Consider the following 13,712-nt stretch of genomic DNA (forward strand, 5'->3'; position numbering starts at 1 on the left):
GGTCGACGAAAAACTTCGAAAGAATTTCTCATCCGGTACCCATCCGCCTTGCGAGGTGCTGCGAATGTCCAATGAGACACCCGCTACTGCTGTCGCCCCCGACCGCCGTCAGTAGTGGGTGTCTCCCTTTGTGTGTGGAGCACAGGTGTCCACACCGGTTGGGCAAGCGACCGTCGAGCGCTACGCAGGCTGGGCGAGACCGGATCAGGAGATTTCGGGCGAGCCGAAACGATGATCGGTACGCTTTCGCACCTGGGCAGTTCGTTTCACAAGGGGAGCCACATGCACGAAGACTCTCGATTGCCCGCATCGCGCCACGGCGAGCGAACGAATGCGTCCCTACGACCACGTTCGGGGCGGGTACACGGCGAGACACGTAGTCGCCACCGCAAACGGTCGACCACCGTCTCGTCGCCGAGATCGATCTCGAGCATCACCGTTCCACCGCTCGGTCCGCAACCCAGTGCGGCTCAGGTCATCCGCCATTGGTTCGCTGCTCCGCACGATTTCGACTGGATTTTCGTGCACAAGTCGACTCGTCCGCTGCACCGATTGATCCGAGTCGTGTTCGCGAGCTGTGTGGCGCTGTACGCCGCCGTGTCGATGCTGATGCTGGCCTCACCGAACGGGCCGACCGGATCGGGTCCGGTTGCCTACGTGATCTTCATCCTGGTTCTGCAGTGCGCCGCCATCGTGTATCTGCTGTTCGGGCCGCTGCCGGACCGCAAGTGGCAGGTGGTGACTTTCCTGGTATTCGGCGATGTCGGTCTGGCGTCGGTGATTCTTCTCGATGTACCCACGTCGGCGCTGATCGGCACGTTCCTCTTCGCGCTGACGGGGTCGATGTGCACCTTCTTTCTCGGACCGAGGCTGCTCGTAGCGCACCTCGTGTTCGCCAATCTGGTGATCGTCTACATCGGGGCGGCCGCGTACGTACAGGGATTGTGGGGTCCGTGGGATGCGATCGCCGCAGTCCTCGTCGCCGGAGGTGCGACGTCGGGTGTCCCGATCTTCGCCCAGATCGCCTGGTCGCTGGTGTGCGAGGATGCACGGCAATCCGAGATCGATCCGCTGACACGGATGAAGAACAGACGCGGACTGCAGAACGCCATCGAGGATCTGTGGTCGGTCGCTCGCGGCGAGCGGTTGGCATTCGTTCTCGTTCTGGTCGACATCGATCGGTTCAAGAGCGTCAACGATCGCTACGGTCACGACCAGGGTGATGCCGTCATCGTGCTCGTTGCCGACCGTCTCCACGGTCACCTCGGGAAGTCGGGCGTGGTGGCGAGAACCGGGGGCGAGGAGTTCGTGGCCGTCCTCGTCGGCGAGGCAGAACAACTGTGTGAACTGGTACTCGAGGTGAGTGGCACTCTGACGGATTGCTCGGTCCGATACCGGTGACAGTGAGCGCAGGCGCAGTCGTGATCACTCCTGATTCCGACGCGTGGACATCAGGGGTCGACGTGGTCAACGATGTCACGCGCGCGGCGGACTCCCTCATGTACCGGGCGAAGGCGAACGGCGGAAATCGAACGGTGCTCGAGTCGATGTAGGGCCCAACTCACTGAGCCTGCTGACCAATCGATCGGTGTCGAGACCCGAACATCCGACGGCGAATTCATCCAGCGGGACGAGGGCGTGGAAGTCGACCCGCACATCACGGTCGTAGGCGACGTCCACGAGATTCGCGAACCGCTGCGCGGCGAACTCGTCGACAGTCGACAGCGGGGGCACCTCGGTGACGGTCAAGCTGGCTGTCTCCTCGAACAGTCGAAGGTAATCGCCCGTCGAGCGAGCGGCGCAGCAGAGATCGGCAAACGTCCGACCGTCGATGCCAGACTCGAGGATCCAACTTCCCGACGCGAATCGCGACCCACTGGTGCCGGCGGCGCGGTAGTCGACGGGACCGTCGACGCAGATCACCTCGAGATTCCTCTTCAGCTTCTCGATCGTCGGAACGAAGGTTGGGTGGTACAGCGGATTGGGCAGCAGGTCGTCGGGGGCGTAGTTGGAGGTGACGACCAGAGCGACCTCGCGGGCGAAGAGGGCGTCGAGCATGCGCGTGATGAGCCGGGCGTTGTCGATGTCGTGGACGTGGAACTCATCGAAGCACAGCAGTTCGGCCTGCACTCCGGTGTCGCCCGTCGAGAGGACGTCGTCGATGGCAGCGTCGATCGAGAAGCCGTGACGGAAGTACGCAGCGTGCAGGTCGCGAAAGAAGCTATGGAAGTGGACGCGCTTCTTCGCTGTGGTCTCGGCCCCGGCGAAGTAGGCGTCGAGCAGCCAGGTCTTGCCGCGGCCGACCGGACCCCACAGGTAGACGCCGACGGCACCGGGGGTCGAGAGCGCGTCGGCGGCTGCGGCTTGCGCGTCGTCGAGGGTGAAGTCGGCTTCGAACGTGTCTCGCGGTGCGCTCGGCCTCATGATCGAACCGTACGCCGCGATCCTCTACTTTTGTAGAGTGGGTGTGTAGGGTCACGCTCATGGATCGCCGAACCGCCATCGCAGATACGGCGCTCGAAGTCATCGCCCGCGACGGCCTGCGGGCACTGACGCATCGGGCGATCGATTCGGCGCTCGACTACCCGGCAGGGTCGACGTCCTACTACTTTCGCACCAAGTCCGATCTGTTGGCTGCAGTGGCCGCCCGCCTCGTCGAGCGTTCGCATGCGTCGTTCATGGAAACAGCCGGCGACGAGAGCGATGTCGCCACGGTCGTCGCGCGCTATCTCCACGATGCGCTCACTCATCGAATGATCGAGCTTCGGGCCCGCTACGCTTTGATGCTCGATCCTGCTGTTGCGCAGGATGTTCGGGATGTGCTGGCTAGATCGTTCTTCTCGCTCGACAGGGCGCGGGAGTTGTTCGACGAGCCGGCTCATGGAGGTGGCCTGGTCTCGCTCTGCGAGGGCTTGATCGCCGACGTGGTGTTCGGCCGCCGCACATCGAAAAATGTTGCAACGCTGCGAATACCGATCTCCGTCTACCTGCAGGGTACCGGGAGTTCACTGCGAGGGACCCGGGTGGACACCGACCCTCCGTAGCCTCGTCGAGCATGCGATTCGGTCGATTCCTGCCTCTGGTGTGCGTTCCCCTCGCGGTGTTGACGGGGTGCGGAACGGACACGGCAGCGGACCCGACCCCGCTCGGCTCGTTCGATCTGCAGGCGCACCGCGGCGGACTCGGCTTGGTTACCGAGAGCACCATCGAATCGTTCACCAACGCACTGCAACTCGGGGTGAGCACCCTCGAATTGGATACTCAGATCACCGAGGACGGCATCGCGATCGTCACCCACGACCGCAAGGTCTCGGACAGCAAGTGCGTCGATACCGGTGCGCTCACACCGGGGGACTCCGAGTTTCCGTACGTCGGGAAGTTCGTGAACACACTGACACTCGCGCAGATTCGCACTCTCGACTGCGGAGCCCTACCTCTCACGGACTACCCGGAGCAACGACGCGTGCCCGGCGCTCGGATGCCGACCCTCACCGAGGTGTTGGATCTGGTGAAGTCGGCCGAAGCGCCGGATGTGAAGCTGAACGTCGAAACCAAGGTCGAGGCGGGCAGCCCCACCGAAACTGCTCCGCGCGAGCAGTTCGTCGACACGGTTCTGGCGACCATCCGCGACGCAGACATGCTGGACCGGGTCACCGTGCAGAGTTTCGATTGGGGCGCACTGAAATTGGTCCGCGACGCCGAACCCGAGGTGCCTGTGGTGGCGCTGACCAACGGTGACTTCCTGCAGGTGGGCCAGGACGGTGCTTCTCCCTGGCTGGGCGGAATCGACGTCGACGATTTCGGTGGAGATGCGATTGCCGCGATCGATTCGTTCGGAGCGTCGGCGTACTCACCCGTGCAGGGGACCCCGCAGAGCGGGAAGGTCGGCGACCCCGACTTCGAGCTCTACGTCACCCAGGACATGGTGGACTCCGCGCACGAGCGCGGAATACGAGTGATCCCGTGGACCGTCGACGATCCCGACACCATGCGCGCGCTGATGGATCTGGGCGTCGACGGCCTGATCACCGATTACCCCGACCGATTGCGCACCGTCATGAGCGAGCGCGGACTAGCATTGCCCGCGCCCGCCCTGTGACGATTCCCCGTCAGAACGGGTAGCCGACTCCGGTCAACTTCTCGCTGGCGTCCCACAGCTTCGCAGCAAGAGCGGGGTCCTGTGCGGTCTTGGTCATGCTCGCCGGGCCCGGCTTACCGCGCGTCTCGAACAAGGACTTGGGGCCGCTGTACGTGCCGCCACCCGCAACGTCGACCGCGTAGAGCGTGGGACGTGCTCCGGCACTGGCGGATTGCGAAAAGAACTTCAGTCCGATCGGAGCGAGAGTGGACAGGATCTTGTTGCTGCCCAAACCGTCTGGGCTCGAGTACAGCTCGGTGGCCGAGATTCCGGGGTGCGCGGCATTGCTGGTGATCTTCAGTCCGGCCTTGTCGATCCGGCGCTGGAGTTCGAGCGCGAACAGGATGTTCGCGAGCTTGGAGTTCGCGTATCCACGCTGGGGGTTGTACCCACGTTCGAGCTGGAGATTGTCGAAATCGAGCTTGGGGCCCTGCCGGTGCGCGACGGAAGCGATGGTGGTGATCTTGGCGTCCGCAGCGAGCTTGGGGAACAGCAGGCCGGTCAGGGCGAAGTGGCCGAGGTGATTGGTGCCGAGCTGGAGCTCGAACCCGTCCGCCGTCTCGGTTCGCAACGCAGGCATCATGACGCCGGCGTTGTTGATCAGCACGTCGATCGACTCCGGTGCCGACGCGGCGTACTCACGAACCGAGGCCAGGTCGGCGAGATTCAGGGTGGCGGTGTCGACGGTTCCGTTGGGTGCCTCCGCCGAAATTTTGGCCGCGGCGGCATCGGCCTTGTCCTTGTTGCGGCACGCGAGCGTCACGTGGTCGCCTCGCTTCGCCAACTCCAAGGCGGTGTAGTAGCCGATACCGGTGTTCGCACCGGTGATGACAACGCGTCTCTGCTTGGTTTCGGGCACGCCGCCAGGCTACCGGTCTGTTTTAGACTTTGCCCGTGAGCAGAGCAGAAGCCGACGAACATGCGGAGTTTCCGAAGGGCACCGGAAATCCCGCGTCTAGGGCACTCCGCGCGGCGGGATACCGGTGCCTGGACGATCTCGCCGGGGTGCCCGCGGCCGAGCTAGAGACACTGCACGGTGTCGGTCCGAAATCGCTGGCAGTCATCCAGGCAGCACTGGAGCAGACCGGTCGATCGCTGGGTTGAATGCCCCAAGTCTCAGACTCAGTGACTCGGTTGCGTCAACGCCGACCTGCCGGTTCTGCCTCGAAACTTCATCGTCGTGCGTGCCTACCAGGGCCGAGCAGATCCGATGGGCCGTGGAATCCACGTTTATCGGACTCTCCTCTCCTGCGACATACCGGGCTACAGTGTTTCGACGAAGCAGCTGGGCGCACGGCATTTCAGGAGGCCGTCCATGGCGGAACTCGAGTACGACGCGGTGGTGACCTCGCTGCGCGCTGCCGGGTGTGTATTCGCCGAGGAGGAAGCAGAGATCCTCGCCGAGTCCGCGTCCACTCCGGCCCAGCTGCAAGAGATGCTCACACGCCGCATCGCCGGCGAACCGCTCGAGCACGTTGTCGGGTGGGTGTGGTTCTGTGGTCGACGCATCGCCGTCGAACCGGGCGTGTTCGTTCCGCGACGCCGCACCGAGTTTCTCGTCGAATGTGCTGCAGCGCTGCGTCCTTCGGTGCTGTTGGATCTGTGTTGTGGATCTGGAGCAATAGGGCTGTCGGTCGGTGGCGTCATGGAATTGCACGCCGCCGATATCGACGCCGCGGCGGTCGCGTGTGCCAGGCGCAACCTCGATGCCGACGGGGGCGCGGTGCCGGTCGGTCACGTGCACGGCGGTGACCTGTACGACGCACTACCGCCGGAACTGCACGGCAGATTCGACGCGATCGTCGTCAACGCTCCCTACGTCCCGACCGGCGACATCGGGCTGATGCCGAGAGAGGCGCGGATCCACGAGCCGCACATCGCGCTCGACGGCGGTACGGACGGTGCCGGGATTCATCGTCGCGTCGCCGTCGGCGCGCCGGAATGGCTGGCCCCAGGCGGGCATCTCCTCGTCGAAACCAGTGCAGCACTGATGCATTCGACGCTGCAGACCGTGGTCGAGGCGGGATTCGCAGCCAGTATCAGCGAGTCCGAGATGTTCGACGCCGTCGTGGTGATCGGTTCGATGGGCGAGCTGTGATCGACCGGGTGTTTCGATCGTGGGTCTTCGTGGCATTCCCCGGGGCATGACTACACTGCTGTTTGCGGTAACCGCTGCCGATCACTGGACCTTGAACGACGGAAGTAAGCACCCCACCGGATACTGGGCCGAGGAGCTCGTCGAGTCCCATCGCACGTTCGTCGACGCAGGCTGGGACATCACGGTCGCCACGCCGGGCGGCAAGGCTCCGGTCGTCGACCAGGGCAGCCTCGCGGTCGATGCCAACGGCGGCGACGAAGAGAAGGTGGCGGATCAGAAGAGCTACCTCGCCTCTATCGAGTCGATCCTGTCCTCGCCCGCAAAGCTCGAGGAGCAGAAGGCGTCGGACTTCGACGTCGTCTTCGTTCCCGGCGGTCACGGACCGATGGAAGACCTCGCCGTCTCCGAGAGCTTCGGTGCACTGGTTGTCGACTTCCTCGACTCGAACAAGGTGGTGTCCGCGGTGTGCCACGCACCGGCCGCTCTTCTTCCTGCCGTCCGCAGTGACGGAACCTGGGCATTCGACGGGTACGAGCTCACCGGATTCACCGACGAGGAAGAGACCCAGGCCGGTCTCGCCGAGAAGGCTCCGTGGCTGCTCGAGACCCGGCTGCGCGAGAACGGCGCGAAGTTCGATTCCGTCGATGCGTGGGCACCGAACGTCGTCGTCGACCGCAACCTGTACACGGGTCAGAACCCGGCGTCGACGCGTCCTCTCGCCGAGAAGCTGGTCAGCGCGCTGAAGTAGCAGGTCTGGACGGTCGGCGTTCTGCCCACGGAGAACAGTGGACACCGAAGGGAACATCACTACTGCTTTCGAAGTTGAGCCCCAATAGCTCAATCTTTTGGAGGAGAAGTGACCGAAACCGTTCGTGTCCCCGTGCTTTTTCTGACCGACCCGATCGTCCTGCCCGGAATGGTGGTGCCCGTCGAGCTCGACGAGGCTGCGCGCGCCGCCGTCGACGCGGCGAAGGCGAGCAACGATGACACGTTGCTCGTCGCGCCGCGTCTCGAAGACCGCTATGCCGCGTACGGCGTCCTCGCCACGATCGTGCAGATGGGACGCCTGGCCGACGGCCGTCCGGCCGCGGTCATCAAGGCCGGCCGCCGCGCCCACATAGGCCACGGCGTCAGCGGACCCGGCGCTGCCCTCTGGGTGGAAGCCGAACCCGTACCGGACGAGGCCGCAGGCGATGACCTCAAAGCCCTTGCTGCCGAATACAAGCAGCTCGTGGTGGCGATGTTGCAACGTCGCGACGCATGGCAGGTGATCGACTCGGTCAACAAGCTCACCGACCCGGGCGCGATCGCCGATACCGCCGGCTACGCGTCGTATCTCACCGACGTGCAGAAGCGGGACCTTCTCGAAACACCGGACGTGGCAACGCGTCTGACGTCCTTCATCGAGTGGACCAGGGCCCATCTCGCCGAAGTCGAGGTCAACGACAAGATCTCCGGCGATGTCCGCGAGGGCATGGAGAAGACCCAGAAGGAATTTCTGCTCCGGCAGCAGTTGGCGGCCATCCGCAAGGAACTCGGCGAGGACGAGCCCGACGGTGCCGACGACTACCGCGGCCGTGTCGAGGCTGCGGACCTGCCCGAGAAGGTGCGCGAACAGGCGCTGCGTGAGGTCGGCAAACTGGAACGGGCCAGCGATCAGAGCCCCGAGTCTGGCTGGATCCGCACCTGGCTCGACACCGTGCTCGATCTGCCGTGGAACAACACCACCACCGACAACAACGACATCGATTCTGCACGTGCGGTTCTCGACGCCGACCACCACGGCCTCGACGACGTGAAGGATCGAATCGTCGAGTACCTGGCCGTCCGGGCGCGTCGCTCCGAACGTGGTCTGCAGTCGGTCGGTGGGCGTGGGTCCGGTGCCGTCATGGTGCTCGCGGGCCCGCCCGGAGTCGGCAAGACCTCGCTCGGCGAGTCGGTGGCCCGTGCGCTCGGTCGAAAGTTCGTGCGCGTCGCTCTCGGTGGCGTCCGCGACGAGGCCGAGATCCGTGGGCACCGTCGTACGTACGTCGGTGCATTGCCGGGTCGGATCGTGCGGGCCATCGGTGAGGCGGGATCGATGAATCCCGTTGTCCTGCTGGACGAGATCGACAAGGTCGGCTCGGACTATCGCGGCGACCCCAGCGCCGCTCTGCTCGAGGTGCTCGACCCGGCGCAGAATCACACGTTCCGTGATCACTACCTCGATCTGGATCTCGACCTGTCCGACGTGGTGTTCCTCGCCACCGCCAACGTGATCGACCAGATTCCCGGCCCGTTGCTCGACCGGATGGAACTGGTGACCATCGACGGCTACACCGAGGACGACAAGGTCGTCATCGCCCGGAACTACTTGCTCCCCCGTCAGATGGACAGGGCGGCAATCACATCCGAGGAGGTGACGGTCACCGACGCCGCGCTCCGCACCATCGCGGCCGAGTACACCCGTGAGCCGGGAGTGCGCCAGCTCGAACGCCTGCTGGCCAAGGCCTTGCGCAAGGTCGCGACGAAGTTGGTGGGCACAACCGAGGTTCTGTCCATCGACGAGCCGGACCTGGTGACCTACCTCGGTCGTCCGCGCTTCACCCCCGAGGCGCACGAGCGCACCGAAGTGCCTGGTGTGGCAACGGGTCTGGCGGTCACCGGACTCGGCGGCGACGTATTGTTCATCGAGGCTGCGTCGACCGAAGGCGATCCGGGTCTCAAGCTCACCGGTCAACTCGGCGACGTGATGAAGGAGTCCGCGCAGATCGCACTGTCCTACGTGCGCTCGCACGCAGCACGATTCGGCGTCACGCAGGAATCTCTCGACCGCAGCATCCACGTGCACGTTCCGGCGGGCGCGGTGCCGAAGGACGGTCCGTCGGCGGGTGTGACGATGGTGACGGCCCTGGTGTCGATGGCCACCGGACGGCCGGTGCGCTCGGATGTCGGCATGACCGGTGAGGTCACGCTGAACGGTCGGGTGCTGCCGATCGGCGGGGTGAAGCAGAAGTTGCTGGCTGCGCAGCGTGCGGGCCTGAAGACGGTGTTCATACCGGCGCGCAACGAACCGGATCTGGACGATGTGCCCGCAGAGGTGTTGGAGGCGTTGGATGTTCGCCCGATGACCGACGTCGCCGACATCATTGCGCTCGCCCTCGAGCCGACGGCCGCAACCGTGGCGGCGTGAGTTCGGTGCAGTCGAGGTCGGTAAGGGGATCCGCACTTGACCTCGACCTATGTCGAGGTTCTACGTTGGTGACATGAGGTTGATGACATGAGCATGGAGATGACCGCCTGGAACCAGATGTATCGCACGATGAACAGGCCGGACACTCAGTCGTCGTTCTCGAAGGTGACGGCCCGCAGGATCCTGACGTTCGCTGCGCCGCATCGCCGTGCCCTCGGTGGGTTCCTGGTGCTCAGCGTGGCCCTGGCCGTTCTCGCCGTGGCCACGCCGGTGTTGGCCGGCCGGGTGGTCAACGCCATCGTCGACGGGCGCGAGCTACGAGTGGTGGTGTGGCTCGCCGTGGCGATCGCGGCCATCGCTCTGGTGGACGCCGTGGTCGGTCTGATCAATCGGTGGCTCTCGTCGAACATCGGCGAGAGTTTGATCCTGGATCTGCGGACCGCGGTGTTCGATCACGTGCAGCGCATGCCGGTCGCATTCTTCACCCGAACCCGCACCGGTGCGCTGGTGAGTCGACTCAACAACGACGTCATCGGCGCGCAGCGCGCATTCAGCACCACGCTGTCCGGGGTCGTCAGCAACCTGGTGACGTTGGTGCTGACCCTGGTGGTGATGATCGGGATCTCCTGGCAGATCACGCTTCTGGCATTGATTCTGCTTCCGGTGTTCGTGCTTCCCGCTCGCCGGATGGGTCGACGCCTCGCGCGGTTGCAACGTGAAGCGGCAGCTCACAATTCGGCGATGAGTACGCAGATGACCGAACGATTCTCGGCACCGGGAGCAACACTGGTGAAACTGTTCGGTCATCCCGAACAGGAATCGGTCGAGTTCGCGGTGCGCGCCAAGCGCGTCCGAGACATCGGTGTACGCAGCGCCATGGTGCAGACGGTGTTCGTGACGGCGCTGACTCTCGTCTCGGCACTGGCCCTGGCCGTGGTGTACGGGCTCGGCGGCTTCTACGCCCTGCGGGGGACGCTCGACCCGGGTTCGGTTGTGGCGCTGTCTCTTCTGCTGGCTCGCCTGTATTCCCCGCTGACTGCGCTGGCAAGTGCTCGGGTGGAGATCATGAGCGCACTGGTCAGCTTCGAGCGGGTCTTCGAGGTTCTCGATCTGGTTCCACTCATCGCAGACAAGCCGGACGCCCAGACTCTGCCGCCGGGGCCGGTGGCCGTCGAGCTCGACGACGTTCGGTTCGCGTACCCGTCTGCGGACAAGGTCTCGCTCGCCTCCCTCGAGGAGGTCGCGACCCTGGATTCACGAGGGGGAGAGGAAGTGCTGCACGGCGTCTCGTTCCGAGCCGAACCCGGTCAGATGGTCGCGCTGGTCGGTACGTCCGGTGCGGGCAAGTCCACGATCGCACAGTTGATCGCACGGCTGTACGACGTCGACGGCGGTGCGGTTCGACTCGGAGGCGTCGACGTGCGAGACCTGACGGCCGAATCCGTCCGCGGCACAGTGGGAATGGTGACCCAGGACGGTCATCTGTTCCACGAGAGCATCCGGTCGAATCTGTTGTTGCCTCGGCCCGAGGCAACCGACGACGAACTGTGGGATGCGCTGTCGAGGGCGCGGCTGGCCGACCTCGTGCGATCGCTGCCCGACGGCCTGGACACCGTCGTCGGCGAGCGAGGGTACCGACTCTCCGGCGGTGAGCGTCAGCGCCTGACGATCGCGCGGTTGCTGATCGCGCAACCACGAGTCGTCATTCTCGACGAGGCCACGGCTTCACTGGATTCGACGTCCGAGGCCGCCGTGCAGGCTGCGTTGGCCGAGGCGTTGGAAGGAAAGACGTCGGTGGTCATCGCGCACCGGCTCTCGACCATCAGGGTAGCCGATGTGATCCTGGTGATCGAGGACGGGCGAGTCGCCGAGCGAGGTACGCATGACGAGCTCCTCGCCGCGGGAGGTCGTTACGAGGAACTGCATCGGACGCAGTTCGCACAATCCGGTTAAGCGTCCGGAACCACCGTGGACGGGTCGTCGTCGGTCGCCGCTGCGAGCATCGGGGTGAATCCGTCGATGGCGTAGTCCAGGGAGAGCGGACTCGAATATCCCAGGGCCGAGGGCAGATCGGTGCTGAACGAGCCGATGTAGACGGTTCGATCCTGCTCGACGACGTCGAGTGCGGCGATGATCGGGTTGGCCTCTAGCTGCTCGCGGCTCTGGCCGGCGATGACAAGGACGTCGGTGTCGAGTCGGTCGAGGTTCTCGGGACTGATGGTCTCGGAGGCGTCGGGAATCTCGAAGCCGAGGTCGGTGAAGAACAGAGCGCGGATGTCGTCCCTGCCGAGCAGTAGGTAGCTGCCGTCGTCCATGACGAACGCGAGAGACAGTGACTTGCCGGTGAACTGAGGATTCTCGGCCTCGGTGTCGGCGAACTTCTGCTCGAGCGTGGCCGTCCGGTCCTGTGCTTCTTGCTGCTTGCCGAGTGCTTCGCCGACGACGGCGAACTCCTGCTGCCACGTCGCGGCCGGAACGTTGTCATAGCCGCCGATGTCGGCGATCGTCGGGGCCATCCCGGAGAGCTGGTCGTACTGGCCCTGGTTGATGAAGGAGTACGGGCCGAGAATCAGGTCGGGTGCCTGCGCCGCGATCTGTTCGAGGTTGAGATCGGTGCTGCCGACCTCGGGAATCTCGGTACCGCCCAACGCTTCCTGGGCCCATGGGCGCTGCCGGTAGTCGTAGCTGAGGTTGCCGCGGGTCGCGACGGGCTTGACGCCGAGCGCGAGGGCGAAGTCCTGCTCGTTGAACCCGATCGTCACGACGCGGGTGGGCTCGGTGTCGATGACCGTCTCACCGAATCGGTGATCGACGGTGACCGGAAATCCGTCGGCGCTCCCGGAGTTACCGGTGGGTTCGGGCTCGTCGGTGGACGAGCAGCCGACGGCCAGCGCCAGAACCGAGGCACCGGCGACGACGAGCTGGACGGACTTCTTCATGGGGTCTCCTCGCAACGGAACTTAGCGAGGTTAGCCTAACCGACCCATCGAAGCGTCGATCATGTGCCGGGGTCGGACGTCCCGATCAGCAGGTGGACGTCGCCGGTACACCGGCGAATCGCTGGTCGATCCATTCGAGTGCCTGCGGAAGGCCGAGCACTGCAGCAGTCAGGTGATCGTTGCTGGGCACCTTTACCTCGGTCACCAGTACTCCGGCGCGGCAGTACCGGGCAATCGTGTTGTCGATGGCGCTGACCGGGATCAACGCATCGGAGGGGCTGTGCCACTCGAAGTACGGTGCTTTCGGTACGCCGGGGTACAGCTCGACGCTGTTGTCGTTGACGGCGGCGATCGCTTCCGGGCTGCTGATCAGGTCCAGCGTGCCAGCGACCTCCATGGCGCTCTTGCCTGCGCCTGCCGCGATGATGTCGTTGGTGCACCCGTTCTGGATCTGGCTCTCGATCTGCTTGCCGAGCGGGTTGAGCTGAGAGCTGATCGGGATGCGGGTGGGGTACTCGCGCTCGATTCCGAGCGCGGCAGCGAACGCCAGACCGAACATGGGGTGCGGGGCGAAACCGAGATCTCGGGCCATGCGCTCGAGGTTCATCGGAGCACCACCGTTCGCGCTGCCGACGATGTTCAGCTCGGGTGCGTAGTCGTTCTGAAGCGCAGCTGCCCATGCTGTCGCCATTCCGCCACCGGAGTAGCCGGCCAACGCGACCGGGCTCTGCTGAACCTGGATGGGATCGAAGCGCTGAGTGGCGCGAATGCTGTCCAGCACGATCTGTCCGCCGAGCCTGGCGGCACCGTAGGCGCTGTTGGGTCCGAGGTGATCGGCGATGACGACGGTCCAGCCGCGCTGCAGTACTGCATTCAGTGCGGGTGCTTCACGAATCTGGAGATTGGGGTCGTTCGTCCACAGCGCTTGTGAAGGTGCACATTCGAGACCGAGAGCATTGATGATGTGTTGGTAGGAAAGCACCGGCCCGTTGGGTGCTTTGTTTTGCGGAACCAACACGGTATTGATTGCGGCGATGGGATCGCCGGCCGAATTGGTGGAGCGGAAATTCAGCTGCCACACGTCGACGCCGAAGAATCCGGGGGGCGGGGGCATCGGACGGCTCGAGATCACATCGCCCGGTGCGAGCGCATCGAGATCCACAGGCGGAGAGTAGAAGCCGTCGGCGATAGGCGTCGGATACAACGGCGCTGCAACTGCCTGACCTGCGCCGACGAGTGACGAACACAGGACAGCAACCGCCGTCATGCTGACAGCACCTGCCAACTTGAGAACCCGCATGTGGTAAACCCCTCCGTGCCTGAACCGAAGCGACGAGCGCTGCGGTGATCTGGCAAGCCCCCATA

General features: G+C 64.6%; 12 protein-coding genes. 8 read left to right on the forward strand and 4 right to left on the reverse strand.

Annotated elements, in window-relative coordinates; translation table 11 throughout:
- The first annotated feature begins 282 nt into the window (after positions 1-282).
- The gene (locus R3P95_RS19570; RefSeq protein WP_317549220.1) at positions 283-1,401 is read left to right on the forward strand and encodes a GGDEF domain-containing protein; all 1,119 of its coding nucleotides are present in this window, start codon (positions 283-285) and stop codon (positions 1,399-1,401) included.
- Between the two features lie 96 nt (positions 1,402-1,497).
- On the opposite strand, the gene zapE is transcribed toward R3P95_RS19570, so the two are convergent.
- Positions 1,498-2,424 (reverse strand): cell division protein ZapE, encoded by a 927-nt coding sequence (gene zapE, locus R3P95_RS19575; protein ID WP_317549221.1) that lies wholly within the window; start codon positions 2,422-2,424, stop codon positions 1,498-1,500.
- Positions 2,425-2,483: 59 nt separating this feature from the next.
- Between zapE and R3P95_RS19580 the strand changes: the two genes are divergently transcribed.
- Together R3P95_RS19580 and R3P95_RS19585 are read left to right on the forward strand one after the other, a co-directional pair.
- Complete coding sequence (locus tag R3P95_RS19580; RefSeq protein ID WP_317549222.1) at positions 2,484-3,044, forward strand: TetR/AcrR family transcriptional regulator; 561 nt, start codon at positions 2,484-2,486, stop codon at positions 3,042-3,044.
- An 11-nt stretch (positions 3,045-3,055) separates the two neighbouring features.
- Positions 3,056-4,099 (forward strand): glycerophosphodiester phosphodiesterase family protein, encoded by a 1,044-nt coding sequence (locus R3P95_RS19585; protein ID WP_317549223.1) that lies wholly within the window; start codon positions 3,056-3,058, stop codon positions 4,097-4,099.
- A gap of 10 nt (positions 4,100-4,109) precedes the next feature.
- Here the strand turns inward: R3P95_RS19585 and R3P95_RS19590 are convergent, their stop codons facing one another.
- Positions 4,110-4,997, reverse strand: a complete 888-nt coding sequence (locus R3P95_RS19590; RefSeq protein WP_317549224.1) for an oxidoreductase — start codon at positions 4,995-4,997, stop codon at positions 4,110-4,112.
- Between the two features lie 35 nt (positions 4,998-5,032).
- Between R3P95_RS19590 and R3P95_RS19595 the strand changes: the two genes are divergently transcribed.
- The 5 genes from R3P95_RS19595 to R3P95_RS19615 all read left to right on the forward strand — a co-directional run bounded on the left by R3P95_RS19595 (position 5,033) and on the right by R3P95_RS19615 (position 11,361).
- On the forward strand, positions 5,033-5,242 hold the full coding sequence (locus R3P95_RS19595; protein ID WP_269595683.1) for a helix-hairpin-helix domain-containing protein: 210 nt from the start codon (positions 5,033-5,035) through the stop codon (positions 5,240-5,242).
- A gap of 211 nt (positions 5,243-5,453) precedes the next feature.
- A complete protein-coding gene (locus R3P95_RS19600; protein ID WP_317549225.1) occupies positions 5,454-6,236 on the forward strand; it encodes a putative protein N(5)-glutamine methyltransferase in 783 nt (260 codons plus the stop codon).
- Positions 6,237-6,282: 46 nt separating this feature from the next.
- A complete protein-coding gene (locus R3P95_RS19605; RefSeq protein WP_149406861.1) occupies positions 6,283-6,984 on the forward strand; it encodes a type 1 glutamine amidotransferase domain-containing protein in 702 nt (233 codons plus the stop codon).
- Between the two features lie 108 nt (positions 6,985-7,092).
- On the forward strand, positions 7,093-9,408 hold the full coding sequence (lon, locus tag R3P95_RS19610) for an endopeptidase La (protein WP_317549226.1): 2,316 nt from the start codon (positions 7,093-7,095) through the stop codon (positions 9,406-9,408).
- An 87-nt stretch (positions 9,409-9,495) separates the two neighbouring features.
- Positions 9,496-11,361 carry an ABC transporter ATP-binding protein gene (locus R3P95_RS19615; RefSeq protein WP_317533508.1) on the forward strand — a complete coding sequence of 622 codons (1,866 nt, stop codon included), beginning with the start codon at positions 9,496-9,498 and terminating at the stop codon, positions 11,359-11,361.
- Here the strand turns inward: R3P95_RS19615 and R3P95_RS19620 are convergent.
- Both R3P95_RS19620 and R3P95_RS19625 read right to left on the reverse strand, forming a co-directional pair.
- Positions 11,358-12,347 carry an iron-siderophore ABC transporter substrate-binding protein gene (locus tag R3P95_RS19620; protein ID WP_317533507.1) on the reverse strand — a complete coding sequence of 330 codons (990 nt, stop codon included), beginning with the start codon at positions 12,345-12,347 and terminating at the stop codon, positions 11,358-11,360. The genes R3P95_RS19615 and R3P95_RS19620 overlap by 4 nt on opposite strands.
- An 85-nt stretch (positions 12,348-12,432) precedes the next feature.
- Positions 12,433-13,647 carry a lipase family protein gene (locus tag R3P95_RS19625; RefSeq protein ID WP_068048673.1) on the reverse strand — a complete coding sequence of 405 codons (1,215 nt, stop codon included), beginning with the start codon at positions 13,645-13,647 and terminating at the stop codon, positions 12,433-12,435.
- Between the last annotated feature and the right edge of the window lie 65 nt (positions 13,648-13,712).

Origin of the sequence: Rhodococcus cercidiphylli (genome assembly GCF_033042225.1) — a bacterium.
In the GTDB taxonomy this organism is placed as follows: Bacteria; Actinomycetota; Actinomycetes; order Mycobacteriales; family Mycobacteriaceae; genus Rhodococcoides.

Bases quoted from the DNA above. Each gene is read 5' to 3' on its own strand.
- zapE (WP_317549221.1), bottom strand. From the start codon at position 2,424: ATGAGGCCGAGCGCACCGCGAGACACGTTCGAAGCCGACTTCACCCTC.
- R3P95_RS19615 (WP_317533508.1), top strand. From the start codon at position 9,496: ATGAGCATGGAGATGACCGCCTGGAACCAGATGTATCGCACGATGAAC.
- R3P95_RS19570 (WP_317549220.1), top strand. From the start codon at position 283: ATGCACGAAGACTCTCGATTGCCCGCATCGCGCCACGGCGAGCGAACG.
- R3P95_RS19600 (WP_317549225.1), top strand. From the start codon at position 5,454: ATGGCGGAACTCGAGTACGACGCGGTGGTGACCTCGCTGCGCGCTGCC.
- R3P95_RS19620 (WP_317533507.1), bottom strand. From the start codon at position 12,347: ATGAAGAAGTCCGTCCAGCTCGTCGTCGCCGGTGCCTCGGTTCTGGCG.
- R3P95_RS19625 (WP_068048673.1), bottom strand. From the start codon at position 13,647: ATGCGGGTTCTCAAGTTGGCAGGTGCTGTCAGCATGACGGCGGTTGCT.
- R3P95_RS19585 (WP_317549223.1), top strand. From the start codon at position 3,056: ATGCGATTCGGTCGATTCCTGCCTCTGGTGTGCGTTCCCCTCGCGGTG.
- R3P95_RS19580 (WP_317549222.1), top strand. From the start codon at position 2,484: ATGGATCGCCGAACCGCCATCGCAGATACGGCGCTCGAAGTCATCGCC.
- R3P95_RS19605 (WP_149406861.1), top strand. From the start codon at position 6,283: ATGACTACACTGCTGTTTGCGGTAACCGCTGCCGATCACTGGACCTTG.